Annotated in this window: 27 protein-coding genes; 9 read left to right on the plus strand and 18 right to left on the minus strand. The window is 66.3% G+C overall.

The annotated features are described in order from the left end of the window. Window positions 1–10: 10 nt before the first annotated feature. The 6 genes from ACZ5ZX_RS01080 to ACZ5ZX_RS01105 form a co-directional block, all read right to left on the minus strand. The gene (locus tag ACZ5ZX_RS01080; RefSeq protein ID WP_465500995.1) at window positions 11–1,576 is read right to left on the minus strand and encodes a replication initiator; all 1,566 of its coding nucleotides are present in this window, start codon (window positions 1,574–1,576) and stop codon (window positions 11–13) included. Between the two features lie 53 nt (window positions 1,577–1,629). After that, window positions 1,630–2,016 (minus strand): hypothetical protein, encoded by a 387-nt coding sequence (locus tag ACZ5ZX_RS01085; RefSeq protein WP_465500062.1) that lies wholly within the window; start codon window positions 2,014–2,016, stop codon window positions 1,630–1,632. After that, window positions 2,013–3,590, minus strand: a complete 1,578-nt coding sequence (locus tag ACZ5ZX_RS01090; protein WP_465500063.1) for an FtsK/SpoIIIE domain-containing protein — start codon at window positions 3,588–3,590, stop codon at window positions 2,013–2,015. The genes ACZ5ZX_RS01085 and ACZ5ZX_RS01090 overlap by 4 nt, the downstream gene beginning before the upstream one ends. A 310-nt stretch (window positions 3,591–3,900) precedes the next feature. Continuing rightward, the gene (locus ACZ5ZX_RS01095; protein ID WP_465500064.1) at window positions 3,901–4,155 is read right to left on the minus strand and encodes an AMED_5909 family protein; all 255 of its coding nucleotides are present in this window, start codon (window positions 4,153–4,155) and stop codon (window positions 3,901–3,903) included. Further along, the gene (locus tag ACZ5ZX_RS01100; RefSeq protein WP_465500065.1) at window positions 4,133–4,381 is read right to left on the minus strand and encodes a hypothetical protein; all 249 of its coding nucleotides are present in this window, start codon (window positions 4,379–4,381) and stop codon (window positions 4,133–4,135) included. Before ACZ5ZX_RS01100 ends, ACZ5ZX_RS01095 begins: the two co-directional genes overlap by 23 nt. Before the next feature lie 303 nt (window positions 4,382–4,684). Further along, window positions 4,685–5,146, minus strand: a complete 462-nt coding sequence (locus tag ACZ5ZX_RS01105; protein WP_465500066.1) for a hypothetical protein — start codon at window positions 5,144–5,146, stop codon at window positions 4,685–4,687. A 169-nt stretch (window positions 5,147–5,315) separates the two neighbouring features. On the opposite strand from ACZ5ZX_RS01105, the gene ACZ5ZX_RS01110 reads away from it, so the two are divergent. Both ACZ5ZX_RS01110 and ACZ5ZX_RS01115 read left to right on the plus strand, forming a co-directional pair. Beyond that, a complete protein-coding gene (locus ACZ5ZX_RS01110; RefSeq protein WP_465500067.1) occupies window positions 5,316–6,083 on the plus strand; it encodes a GntR family transcriptional regulator in 768 nt (255 codons plus the stop codon). Window positions 6,084–6,097: 14 nt separating this feature from the next. Beyond that, window positions 6,098–6,760 carry a YdcF family protein gene (locus ACZ5ZX_RS01115; protein ID WP_465500068.1) on the plus strand — a complete coding sequence of 221 codons (663 nt, stop codon included), beginning with the start codon at window positions 6,098–6,100 and terminating at the stop codon, window positions 6,758–6,760. Window positions 6,761–6,852: 92 nt separating this feature from the next. Here the strand turns inward: ACZ5ZX_RS01115 and ACZ5ZX_RS01120 are convergent, their stop codons facing one another. Continuing rightward, window positions 6,853–7,329, minus strand: coding sequence for a DUF6941 family protein (locus tag ACZ5ZX_RS01120; RefSeq protein WP_465500069.1), 477 nt, complete (start codon window positions 7,327–7,329; stop codon window positions 6,853–6,855). An 82-nt stretch (window positions 7,330–7,411) separates the two neighbouring features. Here ACZ5ZX_RS01120 and ACZ5ZX_RS01125 point away from each other — a divergent pair, with 82 nt between their 5' ends. Both ACZ5ZX_RS01125 and ACZ5ZX_RS01130 read left to right on the plus strand, forming a co-directional pair. Then, window positions 7,412–7,723 (plus strand): BrnT family toxin, encoded by a 312-nt coding sequence (locus ACZ5ZX_RS01125; RefSeq protein WP_465500070.1) that lies wholly within the window; start codon window positions 7,412–7,414, stop codon window positions 7,721–7,723. 137 nt (window positions 7,724–7,860) lie between these two features. Then, window positions 7,861–8,112: a DUF6290 family protein gene (locus ACZ5ZX_RS01130; RefSeq protein ID WP_465500996.1), complete on the plus strand. Its 252-nt coding sequence runs from the start codon at window positions 7,861–7,863 to the stop codon at window positions 8,110–8,112. 749 nt (window positions 8,113–8,861) lie between these two features. Here ACZ5ZX_RS01130 and ACZ5ZX_RS01135 read toward each other — a convergent pair. Both ACZ5ZX_RS01135 and ACZ5ZX_RS01140 read right to left on the minus strand, forming a co-directional pair. Then, a complete protein-coding gene (locus ACZ5ZX_RS01135) occupies window positions 8,862–9,272 on the minus strand; it encodes a type II toxin-antitoxin system VapC family toxin (protein WP_465500071.1) in 411 nt (136 codons plus the stop codon). After that, entirely contained in the window at window positions 9,269–9,523 is a 255-nt protein-coding gene (locus tag ACZ5ZX_RS01140) for a hypothetical protein (protein WP_465500072.1), read from the minus strand. Before ACZ5ZX_RS01140 ends, ACZ5ZX_RS01135 begins: the two co-directional genes overlap by 4 nt. A 220-nt stretch (window positions 9,524–9,743) precedes the next feature. Between ACZ5ZX_RS01140 and ACZ5ZX_RS01145 the strand changes: the two genes are divergently transcribed. Then, entirely contained in the window at window positions 9,744–10,268 is a 525-nt protein-coding gene (locus tag ACZ5ZX_RS01145; protein WP_465500073.1) for a hypothetical protein, read from the plus strand. A 27-nt stretch (window positions 10,269–10,295) separates the two neighbouring features. Then, window positions 10,296–10,784 carry a GNAT family N-acetyltransferase gene (locus ACZ5ZX_RS01150; protein ID WP_465500074.1) on the plus strand — a complete coding sequence of 163 codons (489 nt, stop codon included), beginning with the start codon at window positions 10,296–10,298 and terminating at the stop codon, window positions 10,782–10,784. Between the two features lie 3 nt (window positions 10,785–10,787). On the opposite strand, the gene ACZ5ZX_RS01155 is transcribed toward ACZ5ZX_RS01150, so the two are convergent. The 3 genes from ACZ5ZX_RS01155 to ACZ5ZX_RS01165 form a co-directional block, all read right to left on the minus strand. Then, window positions 10,788–11,441, minus strand: a complete 654-nt coding sequence (locus ACZ5ZX_RS01155) for a hypothetical protein (RefSeq protein ID WP_465500075.1) — start codon at window positions 11,439–11,441, stop codon at window positions 10,788–10,790. Between the two features lie 75 nt (window positions 11,442–11,516). Beyond that, window positions 11,517–11,951 carry a GNAT family N-acetyltransferase gene (locus ACZ5ZX_RS01160; protein WP_465500076.1) on the minus strand — a complete coding sequence of 145 codons (435 nt, stop codon included), beginning with the start codon at window positions 11,949–11,951 and terminating at the stop codon, window positions 11,517–11,519. After that, entirely contained in the window at window positions 11,948–12,349 is a 402-nt protein-coding gene (locus ACZ5ZX_RS01165; protein ID WP_465500077.1) for a DUF4279 domain-containing protein, read from the minus strand. The genes ACZ5ZX_RS01160 and ACZ5ZX_RS01165 overlap by 4 nt, the downstream gene beginning before the upstream one ends. 152 nt (window positions 12,350–12,501) lie before the next feature. Here ACZ5ZX_RS01165 and ACZ5ZX_RS01170 point away from each other — a divergent pair, with 152 nt between their 5' ends. Continuing rightward, window positions 12,502–13,029 carry a GNAT family N-acetyltransferase gene (locus ACZ5ZX_RS01170; RefSeq protein WP_465500078.1) on the plus strand — a complete coding sequence of 176 codons (528 nt, stop codon included), beginning with the start codon at window positions 12,502–12,504 and terminating at the stop codon, window positions 13,027–13,029. Here the strand turns inward: ACZ5ZX_RS01170 and ACZ5ZX_RS01175 are convergent. The 4 genes from ACZ5ZX_RS01175 to ACZ5ZX_RS01190 form a co-directional block, all read right to left on the minus strand. Continuing rightward, window positions 13,026–13,364, minus strand: coding sequence for an MmcQ/YjbR family DNA-binding protein (locus tag ACZ5ZX_RS01175; RefSeq protein WP_465500079.1), 339 nt, complete (start codon window positions 13,362–13,364; stop codon window positions 13,026–13,028). The two genes, ACZ5ZX_RS01170 and ACZ5ZX_RS01175, sit on opposite strands and share 4 nt — an antisense overlap. A 218-nt stretch (window positions 13,365–13,582) precedes the next feature. Continuing rightward, the gene (locus ACZ5ZX_RS01180) at window positions 13,583–15,268 is read right to left on the minus strand and encodes a bifunctional metallophosphatase/5'-nucleotidase (RefSeq protein WP_465500080.1); all 1,686 of its coding nucleotides are present in this window, start codon (window positions 15,266–15,268) and stop codon (window positions 13,583–13,585) included. 106 nt (window positions 15,269–15,374) lie between these two features. Beyond that, window positions 15,375–16,160, minus strand: a complete 786-nt coding sequence (locus ACZ5ZX_RS01185; protein WP_465500081.1) for an alpha/beta fold hydrolase — start codon at window positions 16,158–16,160, stop codon at window positions 15,375–15,377. Between the two features lie 14 nt (window positions 16,161–16,174). Next, complete coding sequence (locus ACZ5ZX_RS01190; RefSeq protein ID WP_465500082.1) at window positions 16,175–16,663, minus strand: GNAT family N-acetyltransferase; 489 nt, start codon at window positions 16,661–16,663, stop codon at window positions 16,175–16,177. Window positions 16,664–16,813: 150 nt separating this feature from the next. Here ACZ5ZX_RS01190 and ACZ5ZX_RS01195 point away from each other — a divergent pair, with 150 nt between their 5' ends. Further along, the gene (locus ACZ5ZX_RS01195) at window positions 16,814–17,461 is read left to right on the plus strand and encodes a VanZ family protein (RefSeq protein ID WP_465500083.1); all 648 of its coding nucleotides are present in this window, start codon (window positions 16,814–16,816) and stop codon (window positions 17,459–17,461) included. On the opposite strand, the gene ACZ5ZX_RS01200 is transcribed toward ACZ5ZX_RS01195, so the two are convergent. Both ACZ5ZX_RS01200 and ACZ5ZX_RS01205 read right to left on the minus strand, forming a co-directional pair. Then, a complete protein-coding gene (locus ACZ5ZX_RS01200; RefSeq protein WP_465500084.1) occupies window positions 17,402–17,578 on the minus strand; it encodes a hypothetical protein in 177 nt (58 codons plus the stop codon). The genes ACZ5ZX_RS01195 and ACZ5ZX_RS01200 overlap by 60 nt on opposite strands. Before the next feature lie 97 nt (window positions 17,579–17,675). After that, on the minus strand, window positions 17,676–18,329 hold the full coding sequence (locus ACZ5ZX_RS01205; protein ID WP_465500085.1) for a class I SAM-dependent methyltransferase: 654 nt from the start codon (window positions 18,327–18,329) through the stop codon (window positions 17,676–17,678). A gap of 28 nt (window positions 18,330–18,357) precedes the next feature. Between ACZ5ZX_RS01205 and mug the strand changes: the two genes are divergently transcribed. Continuing rightward, window positions 18,358–18,909, plus strand: coding sequence for a G/U mismatch-specific DNA glycosylase (gene mug / locus ACZ5ZX_RS01210; RefSeq protein ID WP_465500086.1), 552 nt, complete (start codon window positions 18,358–18,360; stop codon window positions 18,907–18,909). Window positions 18,910–19,115 lie beyond the last annotated feature (206 nt).

A 19,115-nucleotide genomic window follows, 5' to 3' on the forward strand; every position in this document is an offset into this window, starting at 1 on the left:
TCCCCAGTTCCTAAGCCGCCAGCGGAGTTGCCGAAAGATCCGGCGGACTCTGCGCGGCGAGCAATGCCTTGTCGTACTCGGCTTTCCACGTGATCCGTTCCGAGATCGCGTGCATCACCAGGTGGTCCCGAGGAGGCACATTCGCGTCGGCCGAATCAACCTTGCGCCAGACCAGCCGAGCCGGGTCCGGTGCTGGTTTCTCGATCCCGACCGCCGCCAGTGCTTCGATCACGAACGCCTTCCGGTCCGCCTTGTGGTCGACGAGCGTCTTCCCCGACCACTTGCGCGACACCAGCACCCGCCGCCCCGGGAGCCCGAGCGTGGTCCGCCGATGCGCCCGTCCTTTGCACTGCCCAGGGGTGGTCTTTCCGTTGGCGCCCTTGGGATTGATGCCATACAGCAGCCACACCGCGCACCGAGGCGAGCAGGGCGTCACCGACAGCTCCGCGTGCAACCGGTCGTGGTGATCCCTCTGCCGCGTCGTGTCGGCTTCCACGACCTCACCGGTGGACTTGGTGAGGTACTTGGTCAGGTAGCCGATGTGCCGCCCGGCTTCCTCCGAGCCGCCGAGGATGCCTTTGGAGTGCACCTGACGGCCGAAGGTGACTACGTGCGCCGGGTTTTCCACGGCTTCGACCGCGTCGTCCCAGTCGGTCAGCGGTTCGCGGGTGTCGGGGTCGACGAACACCCTGGCGTCGCCGTCCCAGAGCGGCATCCGGTCGACGTAGACGACCTGGTCGTGGTTGGGCCACCAGACCTGGTGATAGGTGGCTTCGGTGACTTGGCGGATCACGTCGTGCGGGACCGATCCCCGGATCGCTGCGTGCAGGTGCGGAGCCGCCCGCCGCTGCGGTTCCACGGTCGCGAAGTATTGCGCGTCCCAGCCGACGACCCGCCGGAGGTTCTGCCACCACCGGTCGACGAGCGCGGAGAAGTGGACCGCGTCCCGAGCGGCCCGCCGGTAGTCATAGGTCGATGGGTTGACCGGTGCGCCGTCCGATCGGACTGGGCCGTAGGTGTCGCAGGTGAGCGTGACGAACATCGACGGCCGGAACCGTCCCGCGTATTCGCGGCCCACGGTGGTCTTGGCGACCTTGCGCCGGGGGAGGTTCGGCGCGTCCTGCCGCCGTTTCGTCGAGCGCTTCACTGCCTTCTTCGTGGGCAGGTCGATCGACGGGAGACGGCCACGCATCCCGAGTTGCCGAAGTTCGTCGTCGACTCCCTGGATCTCCTCTCGCAGCTCGTCAGCCTCCGCCTGGTCACTCACTTCGCGGTAGGCCGCGACGAGGTCAGCCCGGAACGCCAGTAGCTCCGTCTGCGCCTCAGTCGGCGACTCTGAGGTGAAGTCGGGTTCCTCGGTCATGTGCCAGCCTTCACGACACTGGACCTGTCGCAGCGCCTTCGCCTTCCGAGCGCACGGCAGGCAGACCGATTCGACCGTCGAGCCGCAGGGAACGGGGACGTAGCGGAGTTCGCCGGTCGCGGTGTCGCCAACTTCCATCGTGAACGGCCGGACACAGACCCCGTGCTTCTCAGCGGTCGCCTTGACCACGTCCGAGGCGAGCGGTTCCCGCATCCGAGCGGCCCGGGTTTTGGCCGGCGTGGTCACCGCGGCTTCCTTGGTGCTCGTCACGCTGCCACCTCCCCAGGCGTGCTCCACTGCCGCAGCACGAACACCGGCATGTCCTGTCGCATCCCCGCAGGCAGGTCCGGGAAGGTCACTTCGTCGAACCGGACTCCGCCGTAGACCACGACCGGGATGCCACAGGGAGTCCGGCCCTGGACTTCCAAGTGCACGCTTCCGCCGTGGGGCACCCGCCAGATCGAGGCGGTCACGTTCTCCAGGGAATCCGCCCAGACGACCAGGCTCCGTGCCACGTCCGTCAGACCATCGGTATCGAGCTGGACAGACACCGGGTCCGGGCCGAACCCGACCCGCACGGACGCAACCGGTGGGAAAGCGTAGGAGTCGAGGTGATCGCGGATCGCATCGAGGAACACCAGAACGCGGTTCACGCCGCCACCTCCTCTCCACCTCGACGGACAGGAAGGTCGATCACGTGGGCGCCGCCGTTGGTGACGTAGCTCTCCAGCGCCTTGACCGTCTCGTCCGGGACCCAGCCAGCACGGACGCGCAGGGGTTCGCGTATGCCCTCGCCCCAGATGTAGCCGACGCCCGCAGCCGACTCGTCGATGCGGTTCGCCCACGCGCCCCGTTCGTAAGCGCCGTCGCCGAGGACCATCCCGACATGGGTCTTCGAGGTGACCCGCAGGCACACCCGACGTGGGAACAGCTCACGTACGGGAACGGTGTCCTTCGTCGGTTCCTGCACATACCCGCGCACCGTGTAGCCGAGCGCCCGACCTTGAGTGGTCAGGATCGCCACCCGTTCCACGATGGCTTCGCGGGTCTTGCGATCGGTGTACTTGGTGAGTGCGCCGATCTCGTCGAACTCCAGAACCTCTAGGGGATGTTCGGTGGAAATCGGGACCTCACGGGTATGCCCGGCGAACTCGCGCTTGCGGGACTCCAGGCCGTCGAGCAGGTCGTCCAGGACCGCGATGGCTTCCTTCCCGGCGACGCCGTAGCGGGCGAAGATCCCGCGCCCGTAGGCGAGTTCCATCCCCTTCGGGTCGATCCCCGAGACGCGTACCGTTCCGGCCCGGATCGCCGAGGCCGCCGACACGAGCGGAGACCACATGACCGAGTTCTTCCCGGCCCCGGTGGCACCGGCGACGAGCATGTGCGCGCCCGGACCGGTCAGCGGCAGCCGCCAGTCCTTCCCGTACTCGGTGCGTCCGGCGAACACCCGCCGCAGATCCACGGCGTCGACGGCCGCCAGGTCGGGCAGCTTCGCACAGTCCACCGAGGCTTGAAGGAGGTCTCGGCGCTGGTAGTCGAGCGAGACGACGTTGGATTCCAGTTCCCGGACCTGGCACCGCGTGACCTTGCGGGCCACGGCTAGGGCGCGGGCGGCGTCGTCGAAATCTTCCGGCTTCTGACCGGGCACGAGCCTGACTCGGACCTCATCCCAGGACGGTCCCGACTTCACGCCCAAGACCTTCGGGACTTGCACCGCAGCACCACCGCCCGCAGTACGAGAGACCGCCTTCCGGCGACGGCCGACGAGGTTGACGGTCACTTCCACGGGCACGGTGCCGTCGGAGATGGACAGGCCGCAGGCGTGCAGCCAGCCGGGCAGTTTCCGGGCGTAGGTGAACCAGCGCAGCCACCACGCCCGCAGGAACCGGCCACAGCACCGGTCGAACGACACCACGTCGAGCAGCCGCCACACCACCAGCACCACACCGACCGAACCCGCGGTGATAGCCAGCGACGGCCAGCCAAGCCACTGCCACCAGACCGCCACCGCGATCACGCCGAGACTGGTCCGCCAGTGCGTGAAGACCTGATTTCCCAGCCACACAAACAACTTCACGGCCGACCACAAGGCGATGAAGACCACCGCAGCGGCGGCGAGGACTTCCGCGATCGTGGCGAGCGCGCGGCCGAGCTTGTGCAGCAGCCACACCACCACACCCAGCACCCCGCCGCCGACGAGGAGAAGACCGATCCCGTTCGCGTTCACCGGCGACCACCGCCGGTCAGATCCAGCGGCAGCATTCCCCGGCAGGGAGCGCATTCGGTCTCACTGGGCAGGAGCTTGGCGAACCGCTTACAGACTGTGCAGCGCGTTCGGGTGACCCCGTCTAGCGGTCGCTTGTTGCCATCGTTTAGCGTTGTCATTGTTCACTTCCAGAGGTTGTGGACAGCGCAGGACCGGCGAGGTTTCCTAGGCCAGTTACCGGTTCTGCGCCTTACGAGACGCGGGAAGCGCGTGAGGACGTGTTTGTACGCCGCACGTCCCCACGCACGTTTTCCCTACAGCGATTCAGATCTCAGCTAGCTTGAGACTTGTTCTTCTGAATCTGCGCGGCCACCTCCTCCGCCTTCCGCTCCTCATAACCCACCCAGTAACGGAGTTCGTGGTGGTGCCCTCGGTCCACATCGGACACCGCGCGGTACATGCGCGCGTTGGCCTGATGGAACTTCAACCACGTCTCCAGGTTCGCCCCCGGCTTCGGACGATGAGCCGAGGCGACCAGGTGCGCATCCGCCAATGTCTGCGGTTCATTCCGGCCGGGTGTCGTCATCACGCACCGTCGTGTGCTTGTCGAGGAAGACGGCCAGTTCGTCCGCGCTGTCGCGGATCTGGCGAAGGAGCCGGATGAACTCCGGCCACGCGGCCGGGTCGGACGGCGGCAGGATCGCCAGGCTGTCCGGATCCAGGTAGATCACCAGGGCCGGGTTCGCCGAACCATTGCCCTGCATTCCCGCGACCGCCTGCGGACCCGGCTTCCACATCGCGTTGAACGCCACTACTCTGCCTTCCCTCGATACTGGCGCACACCTTCCAATGCCGGGCGTGATCCTCAAACCCCTCGGCCGCCGCTGTCGCCGCCGCCAGCACCCACCACGGCAACTGGCCCTCCGCCGTCAGATCCCGCCAGGCCACCGCAACCGCCCGGCACGCGGCCTCCATAGCGCGAGCTGTACGAGCATCCGGCCAGTCCCCGGTGCGTTCCTTTAGCGCGCTGTAGCGGCGGTAGGCCGTCTCCCACTCCTGGACCAGATGCCGAGGAACCACCGCGACACCGTGATTCCCCCGCACCCCGCCGCCCATCACGCCGCCTTGGGCGTTGACTCGGCCGCAGCGGAGGCCCGGCCCGACTTCGACCCGCCACCGGATGCCGCAGCCTTGAACCCGGTCGCCCGGAACAGATAGGACTGGTACTTGAACTCGCCCTGACCAGCCACCTTCGGCTCCGCCGTCAAACCCTCCAGCTCAATCGGCCGCATACCCGGCAGTACCTCCGACGTGGTCGGCACCGGCTGCACATCTGCCAGGAATGTGACGTCGTAAGACGCGCGCTTGGAGTTGGTCTCGCTCGGGTCCGTGACCGTCGCCTTCCACTGACGCTTGCCCGTCACTTCGTCGACCCGCTGACGAACAGGTCGGCCAGCAGACCTGTCCTCCCGCGACTGGTACTCGTTGTCCGGCGCGACCTCCCCGACCATCACCAGCCCCAGCGGGAACGCGGCATCAAAGTCGATCTCGAAACGGTGCCCCTTGGCGATCGCCATGTCGTCTGTCTCCTGTCGTCTCTGGAGCCCTACCGGGCTTACACCTTGTTAGAGGTAGTTCTATTAAGCGCGTCGCCGAGCGAGTTGTCAATAGAACTATCCCTATCGGGCTCCGTAGACCATGATGGGGTGATACCGCTAGCGTTATCGACCGACGAAGGAGGACCAGGTGGGCACTGGCTACCGAGAGCTGGCCGCGATCCTGCGAGACGCGATCCAGCGGGGCGACTACGCCCCGGACACCACGCTGCCCAAGCAAGACGAGCTGGCCGACGAGTACGACGTCAACGTCAACACCGTCCGCAAGGCCGTCGGTGTCCTCGAAGCCGAAGGGCTTGTGACGCCGATCAGGAGACGCGGGACCGTCGTCCGAGCGCGGCCACCCATGAAGCGCTTGGGCAAGGACCGGTACGCGAAGAGCAAGTGGAAGTACGGCGATACCGTCGCCTTCGTCGCAGACCGCGAAGCTTCCGGCCGAGACTGGAAGCCGACCGACCAGACTCAGACCGTCGCCAAGGTCGAAGCTGACCGGGAAGTGGCGGATGCTCTCGGCGTCATGGTCGGATCACCGGTCTACGAGCGGGCACGGCTGGTCAAGGACGCCGGCCAGCCCACGCACATGCTCACCAGCTACTACCGGCCCGCCGACGTTGAAGGCACGCCGATCGTCGACCCGACTCCCGGCCCAGCCGGACGAGGTGGCGGGTTCCTGGTTCTCACCTTGCAAGGTCTTGAGCCGGACACCATGACCGAGACCTTCTACGCCAGGATGCCGACGCCCGACGAGGCCGAACAGCTCGAACTCCCCGCAGGCGAACCCGTCATGGTCCTGCAACGCCGCACGTACACCGGAGACGGCCGCGTCGTCGAATTCGCACGTGGCGTGCACGCCGCAAGCCGGTTCTCCTGGACCTACACTTTCAAGATCCCCGACTGACCCCGGAGACCCAGATGCCCGAGCGTTCGACCACCCTGCCGGACGAACTCCGCGCCGACGTCCAAACGCTCTGGGACTACCACGACATGCACCATGAACTCCGGCCCGCCGACGTGGGGATCGGACTCGGCAGCCATGATCTCGGGGTCGCAACCTTTACCGCGGAACTGTTCCAGGCCGGAATGTTTCCGCTCATTGTCTTCACCGGAGCCAACGCGCCAACGACCGTCGAACGGTTTCCGCGCGGCGAGGCGGTCCACTACCGCGAACATGCGCTTGAGCTGGGCGTTCCCGATGACGCCATCCTGGTCGAGCCCGAGGCGCGGAACACAGGCGACAACATCACGCTCACCCGGGCTTTGCTGGACTCTCGCGGCATCGAGGTCGGGTCGGTCATCCTTATCTCGCGGCCGTACCAGCAGCGACGCGCCTACGCGACCTGCAAGAAGCTCTGGCCCGAGGTCGACGTCATCTGCGCTTCGCGACCGCTCCCACTGGACGAGTACATCGAGAGCATCGGTGACGTGAACCGCGTCATCAACATGCTGGTCGGCGACACCCAGCGCATCACTGTCTACGCCGAACGCGGCTTCGCTATCAATCAACCAGTTCCAAGCGGCGTCAAAAATTCTTTCGAACGGTTGATCCACGCAGGCTTCGTCAAGCGCCTCCTCTAACCATGGGAGATTGCGGCCAAGTCACGCCAACCAGCAGACCACTTCGCAGAGAAGGCTGCACTAATAGAAACCGCTGACACTGATCGCAGGCGCTATGCAGCCACAGCTTGCGCTACACGCATAACGCGAAACTTGGCGCGGGCAGCCTCTTTCTGATCGATCTCCGCGATCAGGCAGTATCCACCAAGCGCTTTCACTTTAAGGTTCAAGGGCACCGCGATGGGAATTACCGACTCGTCTCCCGGCTGCATTGTTGGCGGCTTTCCAACATTAAAGTCCGCAATTAGCGCATTGCGATCTTGCTCCGAAATCTGAACCCCAGGAGCGGGTTGCGCTATGGCAACAATGTCACCATCTTCACTAACAAGTGAAATCTTCAAACGATGACTACGGTTATGAGAGTTCCACGGCACCGTCACGAGGACACCGGCGGCAAGGTTGATGTCATACGGAGCCGTCGTCGTGTTGGTTCCCACCATGTCGATGGCCCCGCCGACAATGTTCAGCTTCCCCGCGTGCACCTGCGCGTAGTCGCACAGGACGATCGCCGCTCGCATCTGACTGTCCACGGAACCTCCTTTCAAGTTCGTTCGTTTGGCGGATGTGTATGACCATAGCACGAGTATGGTCATACAGGAACCGGAGGTTGGGTTGGCTACCCCTGAGCAGGCCGAAGCCTTCGAGTGGGACCCGGATGACGAGGAGAGAGGGAACACCGCGCACCTTGCCGAGTGGCGCCCAGGCAGACCAGGGATCACAGCTAGCGAGGCCGAGGAAGTCTTCTACAACGGTGGCCGACTTGTGCCGAACATCGGCAAGCACAGTGGAGACTGGAAGCTGATCGGCAAGACCGACGGTGGTCGACCACTCACGCTAGTGCTTAGCTATGACAACGAGCGCAGAGTGATCCGCTTCATCACCGGGTGGCACTCCACCCGTGGTGAGATGAGCCGCTACCTGTAGTCGAACTGAGAGCGCCGTTTGAGAGGGGCATGATGGACGACGAACGCACCAGAGCGCAGAGCTACGAAGACAACAAGGATGACCCTGCCGAGTGGGGCGAGGCTCAACAGGCCAAGCCCCGACGAAGGCTAGCGTCGATGATCTCTGTCAGGCTGACACCTGAGGAGGCGAAGGTTGTACGAGAGGCAGCTAGCATCCAGGGCATATCTGTCTCTGCTTTCCTACGTGATGCAGCTATCGCTGCCGCTCGCGACCAAGGCTCGTCAAACGTCGTCGCTCCGTCCAGGTTTGAACACTCCGTGACTCATGGCGAGGTAACCATGGTCACGGAGCCAAGGACTGGCAATCGCGGGCTGATTGGCGAGACTCGCACTCTGGTTGACTGCTGACATCGGCAACATCTCTCTGCGCGTCCGCTGCCGAACTTGGCTCTATGGGATCAAGGCGCCGCCACCGGCGGCGCGCTCGTCACCGCCCGTACGGCGGGCTTCGCCCCATGGCGGACGCCGGCCTCCCGCTCCGCTCCGGCAGGCGCCGCCGGGCGAGCCCGCCTACGAGGCCGCACCGCACAGCGCACCGCCGCCACCGGAGACCCATAGAGCAAGACAGCCGGAAGCCCGACCCACCTGACCGCGTGGCAGTGGTCACCGGGTGTCCCTCGCTGCTCAGCGTCTAACACCGTGTCGCTCGCATCAAGGCGGGAAAGCGTGCCTTGACACGACCGACCCGGCGCTAGAGATGGCAGGGGCGAGGGAAGCGGAGCGAACAGGCACAAAGACGCAGGTGGGGCAGTGCACGTCGGGCCATTAACGGGCCATTCAGAGGGGTCAACCAAGGTCAATCAGGGCCGCCCCGAGCAAGCGCCATCCCCAGGCCAGGGGCACTTTTCAGCATGATCACCCTGGTTCCCAAGCTGAATACGCGGGTTCGATTCCCGTCATCCGCTCTCACGCGAAAGCCCCAGGTCAGTGGATGTCCACTTAGGACCTGGGGCTTTCGCTTTGTCTGCTCTCCAGCTCAGAGTCATATGTCACGGCCCGCCCGCCGCTGCCCACCTACCTGCTTCGGAACCGAGCGTGCGGCGAGAGCCGAGGCCCACATCAGTCATGTCAGAGATGTGCAGAACTGAGCTCGGTATTCAGGGCAGCAAAGTGAACGCAGAAACGTGCTTAGGCTTGACGACGGAGAAGTGACGCGTATCGAGGGTCGCCACACGCGTGACACCAAGCCGCTCCGCGAGGGCGATCACGCACGCATCGGCAGTGCCGAGCGGGAGATCGGCGTACTTCTCCACGAGGTCGGCTGCCCGTGCGATGTCGGCGAGCATCATGGACTCGACGGTATAGAGACCATCAACGACGTCACGAAGGAAGTCTGCTTCTGCTGAAGAGCCGGCACGCGAGCCGAGCATGTAGCCGATCTCGACCAATAGAGGCTCTGGCAAGACCAGCGGTTCGAGAGTCGAAACCAACAGCTCTGTGCAGCGTTCGTGATCATCGTCGCGCCGGTTACCCATCGCGACCACGACCCCGGTGCCGATCAGAATCAAGCCGACTTACTCGATCCGCCGCCGAGTTCGTGTCGAGCTATCTCCTTGGCACGCCGACCGAGATCGCTTTCGCCGTCGAATACGCCGACCGTGCGAAAACGACGACGCGGCGACTCGGTGCCCGACTGCACTTCGGCCAGTTTCCTGAGCGCTGCCAACGCAGCCGACACCCGCTCATCGGGGACGGCCTCGAGGAGGCGTCGGGCCTCTTCGCGGGGAGCACCCGGGTCTGGGTTTTCGCCAGTCGTCATATCCCATCCTAGCCGCAGTCATGCACCCTACTCGGGAATGCGGTGTACGCAGTGTGCCCGGCGCGCAAGTTTATATAACGCTACGTAAGCATGGTCGGTGTGTCCGCGACGGCGACAAGCACAACGCAAGTCTGTTTGGGGTCAGATGCCCCTGCAAGAGGCGACCCACGGTGATCAACGATGGACCGGATTTGTACCACTCACTGTTACGTTCCGCACCGTGCCAAGAATCCCGGGTGACAGCACAGCGGTCGCTGTGCTCATGGTGCTGGCGGGCGCGCTGGTACTTCCGCTCTTGCTGGTTGGCGCGATCTTCCTCATCATCGACTTGAACACGGGCAGCGGTCCGGGGCCGTACACGGTCGCGTTCGCCAAGCCGGGTGACGAATGCGAGGCGAAAGGGCAGTACCTCGACGCGTCCACCGGCAAGCCGCTGCTGTGCATAGGTTCCGGAATGATCGGGACGGCTTCGCTCGAATTCCCCGGCTTTTCGCCCGCGCAGAACGACGACGTTCGCGACTGGGTGGCCACGTTGGCGGAGGACTGCGATTTGAGCGCCTTCGACCACCGCGCGGTGCAGAACAAGGTCGACGAGATCGCGGCCGGATTGCCGCCGGGAACGCGCGCCGAGCAGGAATCCGGCACGACGGAGACCTGGATCGGCGCGGGTTTGGCGGGTGCCGGGCTGCTCTTGAGTTCCGGTTTCGCCTGGCACTGGTTCCGGAACCGACGGGCCGGTTATTGATTTCCAGGCGTTGTTACGGTGCCGGACATGGAGATCCGGGACTTCACGGACGACGACTGGAAGCAGGTGTGGCCGATCGTGCGCGAGGTCGTGCGTGCGGCGGACACCTATACCTACGACCCGAACCTCACCGAAGAAGCCGCGCGCGGCAGGTGGATCGGGACGTCACCGAGCCGGACGGTGGTCGCGGTCGAGGGCGGCCGGGTGCTCGGTACGGCGAAGATGGGCCCGAACCGCGACGGGCCAGGGTCGCATGTGTCGACGGCCAGTTTCATGGTGGACAAGGACGTTCGCGGTAAGGGCGTCGGCAGTGCGTTGTGCGCGCATGTCCTTGAGTGGGCCCGGGAACAGGGTTTCGCGGGGATGCAGTTCAACGCTGTCGTCGAATCCAACGTCGCCGGGATCCGGGTCTACGAACGGCTCGGGTTCAAGATCGTCGGGACGGTGCCGGGCGCGTTCGAGCACCCGACGCTCGGGCGCATCGGGCTGCACGTCATGTACTGCGACTTCGGCTGAGGGTCAGCCTTCGACGAGTTCCCACGGGGCGTCGGCGCTGGCGCGGTCGTACACCTGGCCGGGTGCAGCGCTCAGGACCAGCGCGACGTCCGGGTACAACGTGACGGCGTGTTCCATCTCCAGTGCTTCGACCTCGAAGTCCTCGTTCTCCGGCACCTGGAAGCCGACGAACAGCCAGGTGCCGTCGGCCTCGCGGACGACCTGACGCACGGCGCGGGCCGGGCTGGCGGGGTCGGTGGAGATCTCGGCGAGTTCCGCGCTCACCTGCACTTCTTCCAGCGGCGAGCCCGGGTGCGTCCACGCCGCCAGGCGGGCGGCGCGTACCAGGAGGTCTTCGTCGTCGTCATCGGAGTCCGCGACCGAACTCAGCAGCCACGCGCGCCGTTCCGGATCCCAGTCGGCGGCCATGCCGGTGGGGAGGTCGGCGAGTGCGGCGATTTCGGGGATGAGGTCCACCGCTTCGCGCAGGGGCAGCGAGCCGAACGCGTCGCGGTTGAGTTCCATGTCTTCGGAGAACTCGTTGCCGTCGCTGATGAACCAGTCGCCGTCGTCGTCCAGCACGACGAACGCGAGGTTCGACGGATCCTCCACCAGCGACCGGGAGATGATGACCGGCGACTCCGGATCCTGACGCAGCGGCCAGTTCTCGCTCGACATGCTGGGCTCCCAACGGGGGTTGTCCGGCTTTGAGACACCATCCCACCATCTCCGGCCTTCCCGCCGCGCACCGGCTCAGCGGAAGTAGCGGCGATAGCCCTCGGCCACGGTTTCGAACCCGCACGACCGGTAGAAGGCATGCGCGTCGACGCGGTCGGAACGGGAGATCAACTGCACCTTGTAGCAGTCTTCCCGCACGGCGAGGGCGATCACTTCCTCGAACAACCGCGTCGCGACACCGATTCTGCGCCGCGAAGCCGCGACAACCACGTTCTCGACGAGCATGAACGGGCGCCCGCCGCGGGTGAGGTTGTCGAGGATCGAGCAGTCGGCCGTACCGGCGATCATGCCGTCGTGTTCGGCCACCAGGATCGTGCGGCCGGGCTGGTCCGCGATTCGCCGCCAGATGGCGAGACCCCGCTCGGCAGGCAGCGGCGGATCTTCCGGATGCAGTTCCGCGTACAACGCGAGCAGGCCGGGAAGGTCGGTTTCGGTCGCCGGTCGGATCATTCGCTGAGATCGTATTCGTCGACGTCCAGCGCGGCGGCGGCTTCGGTGAGGAACGCGAGCACGGCCGGCGAGAGGTGCCAGCCGAACTCCTCGCCGCCGTCGCGGTGGTGGAAGTAGCGGACGACTTGCAGTACGGCGCTCGCGCCTTCGTCCACCAGTGCCCGGATCCCCGGGCGGACCGGGGCGAGCCTGCCGATCACACTCTCGATCTGGTCGTCGACCGGTCCCGGACCCCGATGCGTCACCTTCCAGGCGTGCATCCGCGGCAATCGGTGTTCGGCCGACCGTGAACCCAGTACCAGGACCTCGTCCGGCTGCATGCCGAGCCGCGCCGTGATCTCCACGGCGGACACGGTCTCGCTCTTCAAAGCGAAGTAGCAGTACTGGTGGACCTTCATAGGCCCCGGACCATAGCTTTCGGGCAAGCTGACGAGGTGAAACGTGATCAATCGCTTATCGAACACCTCTCGGGACAACGCGTTAAACGGTGGCTACTCGAAGGCGTCGCCCAATAGTCTGGAAAGTCCGATACCGATCCGGGGATGGGACGATGCTGACCGGTGAACTGACCCGCTTGCGGCCGCTGGAGCCCGAAGACGCCGACACGGTGTGGCGCTGGCACAACGATCCGGAAGTCAACCGCTGGCTTGTGGCCGACCATCCGGAATCGCTCGCCCAGATCCGCGAGCGGTTCGCCAAACGCAGGCCCAACAGCTACGGCTTGGCGGACTTCGCCATCGAGAGTCTCGCCGTCGGCACGTTGATCGGCACCTGCAGGCTGCGCGACGCCACGCCGGAACAGGGCCGTGCGGAACTCGACATCTATATCGGCGAGAAGGACCACTGGGGCGGCGGCTACGGCACCGACGCCATGCGCACGCTCTGCCGCTACGGCTTCGACGTGATGCGGCTGCACATGATCGCGCTGTGGGTCGTCGTCGACAACGCGGCCGCGATCCACGTCTACAAGAAACTCGGGTTCCAGGTGGACGGCAGGCACCGGCAGGCGTTCCGCGGCCCGGACGGCCAGTGGCACGACGAGTACCTGATGAGCCTGCTCGAAGGGGAACTCCGCTAGCCGTCCAGTCCTTTCGTGAGCCTGGCGGGTGCCTTCATCCGCCAGGCCTCCTCGATGAGCTCGCGCAACTGTGCTTTGTCGACCTTCTCCAGGTCGACGAGGATCGCGCCGTAGCCGTCGTAATGCGGGGTGGTGAAGTACGCAGGATCACCGGTGGCCAGCAGGGCCTCCTTCTCCGCGTGCTCGCACAGCAGCATCAGCCCGCCCTCGGCCTCGGTGCGGAGCCGGGCGAAACTCTTGCCCGCGACCTTGAGCGACGGCGTGCGATACGACGTGGACTCCTCGACCTCCGGCAGCCTGCCCGCCAGTGCCACGACTTCTTCCCAGGTCGTCATGGCGGCCATTGTGCCCTGGATCACAAGCGTTGGGCGATAGTCGCGGAATCAGAACATCGTGTTGTCGTTGGCGGACGTCGCGGGCACGTCCCGCACCCCTGCGCCGGCTCGTGGACGAGGCCATGCGCGTGGTGCAGCCCGGCGGGCGAACGCAATGAAAGGTCCTTTCCTTGCGAAATTTGCAAGGAAAGGACCTTTCATGGCACGCGCGGGAGGGGTTACGGAAGGACGGTGATCCGGTCCGCGGCCGGCGGCGCGACGTTCGGGTGCGCCGCGAAGTACGCGATGAGCGCGTCCAGGTCCACTGGACCACCCGAAAGATCGGTCCCCTTGGTGAACTCGGTGAAGCCGTCCCCACCGGCGGCGAGGAAGTTGTTCACCGAGACGCGGTACGACGCCGCCGGGTCGATCGGCGTGCCGTCGAGCGTCAGGTTCGAGACGCGCGAACCGGCGGGCGCCGTCGGCGAGTACGAGTAGTTCAGCGACTTCGAGATCTGCAGGATCCGCACGATCCCGTTCGCCTGCCACTGCTGTTCGAGGACGCTCTTCAGGTTCGCCCCGGTGAGCGTGATCGTCTGCATGATGTTCGCGAACGGCTGCACGGCGAACGCCTCGCCGTAGGTCACCACGCCGTCGCCTTCACCGGCGGGCGAAGACGCGTAGGTGAAGTCCGTGCGGATGCCGCCCGGGTTCGTCATGGCGATCTGCGCGCCGTTCGACCGTGTGGCTTCGAGCTGGGCGTCCGCGATGACGTCGCCGAGCGTGGACTCGCCGGATGCCGCGCCCTTGGCGACCAGGTCTGCGGTGATGGTGCCGACGGCCTTGTTCGCGATCGGCGCGGCCTTGGTCTTTGCCTCGTCGATCAGCTTCTGCACCTCGGCATCCGGCGTGACGTCGCGAGTGACGATCTCGTTGTGCGCCTTGGTCTCGCCGCGCACGACATCACGGGTCCCGCGGTCGATCTTCAGGTCGACGACCGACAGCAGACGACCGAAGGACGCGCCCTGGATCACCGGACGCGGCTTGCCGTCGGGATCGTCGATCGAGCAGTTGTACTGCTGGTGGCTGTGCCCGGTGAAGATCGCGTCCACTTTGGACGTCACCCGCCGCGCGATCTCGGTCGCGGCGCCCGGCTTGACCTTGCATTCGTCCGGACCGGCGGTCTCGGAGTTGTCGCCCTGGTGCAGCAGGACGACCTGCGCCTTGACGCCGAACATGTCGAGCAGTTTCGCGGTGCGGTCGATCGCCTGGACCTCGTCACCGAACTTGAGGCCCTTGATCGCCTCCGGGGTGACGACCTGCGGCAGATCCTTCAGCGTCGCGCCGATGACGCCGATCGGGACACCGCCGGAGAACTCGACGCTGAACGGCAGCAACGCGGGGAGGCCGTTCTCGTAGTACACATTGGACCCGAGGAACGGGAAGTTCGCGCCCTTGAAGGACTTCCGGAACTGGCAGCCATCGGCCGGATGACAACCGCCGTGCTGCATCCGGCGGAGTTCCTTGAGGCCCTCGTCGAATTCGTGGTTGCCCACCACGGAAGCCTCGACGCCGAGCAGGTTCAGCAGTTCGACGGTCGGCTCGTCGTGGAACAGCGCCGAGATCACCGGCGACGCGCCGATGCTGTCACCGGCCGAGAGCACGACGGAGTTGGACACCTCGCCGCGAAGCCGCTTCAGGTGCGTCGCGAGGTAGGCGGCGCCGCCGGCGTTGACCGTCGCGCCGCCGGGCAGCGTGACGCGGCCGCTCGAACCGGACGGCGGTTCGAGGTTGCCGTGCAGATCGTTGAACGTGACGATCCGGACGTCGGTGGTCGCCGACGCGGCGGACGCGGGCGCGGCGACGGCGGCCAGCGCGGTCAGCGCGGCACCGGTGACGACGGCCAGCCGGGTAGAGAGCTTCATTCTTCCTCCGATTCGCGCCCGAACGTCCCCATCGGGCGCACGGCGGAGGAGTCTGCCTGGCGGATTTGACGATCACCAGAGGAAAAAGCAGGACGATAGGCAAACGTCACATGGCGCGTGAACCGTTCAGAAGCACGCGCGTCACCAGCTCCGGCTCGTCACTCATCGGCACGTGCCCGCAGCCGGGAAGGACCAGCAGCTCGGCCTTCGGCGCGATCCGGCGCAGCTCGGCGGCCTTCGGGCGGGCGAGGATGCGGTCGCGCTGCGCCCACGCGATGGTCACCGGGACGTCCTCGACGACGCCCGCGAACCGGAAGCCGCCGCGAGCCTGCTCCAGCGTCGGCCGAAAACCGGGACAGCGGGCGAGCGCGCGCATGTCCTCCATGACGACCTGCGTGGTGAGCCTGCCCGGACGGCCGACGATCATCCCGGTCAGCATCGACCGGCCCGCCGGTGTCGCGGCGAGCCGCCGCGCGGTGCGTTCGGGGATCCGCTCGGCGAGCAGGCGGTGGGTGCGCAGCATGCTCAGCGCGTACCGCTGCTGCCGCGGCGTCCACAGCCCGGCCGGGGACAACGCCGTCACGCTGCGGACGAGACCCGCTTCCCCCAGCGCGAGCGAGAGCAGGCCGCCGAGCGAGTTGCCCGCGACGTGCGGTTTGCCGAGGCCGAGGCGCTCGAAGAACTTCCCGAACATCTCGACCGCGGCTTCGATGCCGTAGCCGCCGGGGTGCGGTGCCGATTCGCCGAAGCCGGGCAGGTCGACGGTGATGACGTCCCGATGCGGAGTGAGCAGCGGGAGCACTGGCGACCAGGCCTGACGCCGGTGGCCGACGCCGTGGATGAGCACCAGCGGTTCACCTTGGCCGTCACGGTCGAAGACGACATTGTCCATCCCGTGAGGTTAAGCTATTTACTGCTACCGCCGGTAACAGGTAAATAAAGACGTTCCCGCCGCCGCGTGACGTCGTTCGGCATCGGCTCCAGATCCCCGGACGCGATGAACCCGAGTTTCAGATACAGCCGCCGCGCCCGGTCGTTGTCCTCCGCGACATGCAGCCACACCTCACGCGCGCCATCGGCCTCGGCGGCCGACCGCACCTCACCCATCAGCCGCGTGCCAAGACCCCGGCCTCGCGCTTCGGGCGCGACCCACATCGAATACAGGATCCAGCTTCCGTCGCGCGCCCTCCCGGCGACCAGGCCGACCGGGCGCCCCTCGTCGAAGGCGGCGAACCAGGCGTCCGCGGCGATCCTCGCCAGCCACTCTTCGTCGGACTGCGCCCGTTCGATCTCGGCGACCGAGCCGTAGTTCTCGGGGGTGTCCAGGAGGGCACGCAGGCGTACCTCACGGAAGACGTCGAGGTCTTCGGCGGTCAGCCGTCGAACGAGCAGCATCCGGGCAGAATCCCACGTCCGCCGTCGTTTCGGGGAGCGAATATCGCCGATCGGCCAAGATCGAGGTCGGCCACTCGGCCGATCCGGTGCCGGTCACCGCGGCCCTTCGACCGAAGTGAGGGACCCCCCGAGATCCATAACGTCGTTGTCATGACGAACGCACAGGTCACCGCCCTGCAGTACGGCTTGATCGGTTTCTCGGCGCTGTGGGCGACGCTGCTGATCCCGCAGCTGATCATCCTGCACGCCAGGCACGGCCAGGTGCGTCTTCGTCCCGTCGTGACCATGGCCGCCGTGCTGCTCTACGCGACCATGACCCTGGCGGTGACCTTCCTGCCGCTGCCCGGCCCCGGCGCCGGACGGCTGAGCCAGACCGTCCAGCTGCACCCGTTCCAATGGGTCGCCGACATCCACACCGAACTGCTCAAGCACGGGCTGCCCGCCGCCGACTGGTTCACCACCCAGACCTTCCAGCAGGCCACCATGAACGTGCTGCTGTTCGTCCCGCTCGGCTTCTTCGCCAGGACGCTCTGGAAGCGCGGCCTCATCGGCACCACGCTGATCGGCTTCACCGCTTCGCTGCTGATCGAGACCACCCAGCTGACCGCGAACTTCGGCACCGCGCCCTACGTCTACCGGATCTTCGACGTCGACGACCTGCTCAACAACACCGGCGGTGCGATGCTCGGCTGGATCGCCGGCGCCCTGCTGCTCAGCCTCATGCGGAAGCCCGTGCCTTCAGCGGTCGAGATGCAGCCGCTGCGCCGCGAGCGGGTCGACCTCGCCCAGGCTCGCTAGTCTCGCCTGCCGCCGCTGGGCCGCGCGCCGCGCGGCCCGCCGGTCTTCCAGCACCACCAGCACGGTGGCCACCACGAAGATCAACGCGACCAGGCCGAGGATGAGCGAGAGCTGCAAAACCCCTCCTCGAAGACAGCCTTGTGTGCGAGATCACAAACAGTACGCAGGTCGTGGTGACTTGGCCACCCCTTGCGACGATCGAGCGTGTCGCGGGTCACGCGGGGAGCGCGGAGAACCATGTCCGGTCAGCGGTACACCAGCGTTCGAATACCAGGCCGGCGGCGCTCAAAGCGGCGTTCAGCGCGGGAAGCGACAGGCGTCGGCAGGTGAACGCCTGGCTCCATCGCCGGTCCCCGGACGAGTACCGGACGACGGCCGAGAGCAGATCGCCGTCGCGGACGATCTCACCGAGACGGAGGCCGACCTCGCCGAGCCGACCGCCCTGACCGTCTTGGACCGTGTCGAACCACTCCGGCGGATGCCATTCCACGAGTACCCGTCCACCAGGCGAAACGTGGGCGCGGGCGGTGGCGAGGAAGGCCGCACGGACGGCGCCGTCGGCGGTGTTGAGCAGGTGACTGCCGAGCAGCACCGCGTCGAAGACCCGGTCGAGCCGCAGGTCCTCGATCCTCGAACGGACCGTTTCGGCGCGCACGTGAGCGAGCATCTCCGGCGAATCGTCCACCGCGACCACCGGATGCCCCAGGTCCAGCAACGCGTGCGTGATCCGCCCGCTGCCGCTGCCCAGCTCCAGGATCGACGCGCCGTCCGGCACCGCACCGTGCACGATCTCGGGCTCGCCTGCGGGCGGCAGCAGCCGGTACACCTCGACCGAACAGCCGTCGGCCGTGAAAGCCCCCTGATCCATACCCGCCAGCGTGCCGGAAACTGGCCGGGTGAGGACACGACCGACCAAGGACCAGCTGGCCGCCGCGTACGGCAAGACCATCGACGACGTCATCGCGCCGGACCTGGACGTGCTGTTCTGCGGGATCAACCCCGGCCTCTACTCGGGTGCGCTCGGCCTGCACTTCGCCAGGCCGGGGAACCGGTTCTGGCCCGCGCTGCACCGTGGCGGCTTCACACCACGGCAGCTCGACCCCAGCGAACAGGAGGAACTGCTCGGTTACGGGCTCGGCATCACCAACGTCGTCGCGCGGACGACGGCGCGGGCCGACGAGCTGTCACCGGACGAATTCCGCGAAGGCGGACGGCTGCTGACGGCGAGGGTCGCCGAATACCGGCCGCGCCGGCTCGCCGTGGTCGGGATCACGGCCTTCCGTACCGCGTTCGGTCTGCCGAAGGCGAAGGTCGGCCCCCAGGAGGCGGAGATCGGTGGAGCGCGGGTCTGGGTACTGCCGAATCCGAGCGGGCTGAACGCGCATTGGACGCCCGCGGCGCTCGGGGAGGAGTTCGGTCGCCTCCGTGCCGAAGTCCACTCTGAGTAGCGGATCCGCCAAGATCTCCCGTGGACGCGCTCATTCGAGCAAGAGATCCACAACCAGGGGATACCCAGAGTTTGCTGCGACGCGTCGATACATCTATGAGGGGGATACCGCGTCACGTCGCCGGACCTACTGACTCGTAATAGTTACGAGGTGTTATTTCCGTCCGGTCCCGCAGGGGGGACCGGTTGACGAGGGTGACCACGCCG

This window comes from Amycolatopsis sp. NPDC033938 (genome assembly GCF_055575975.1).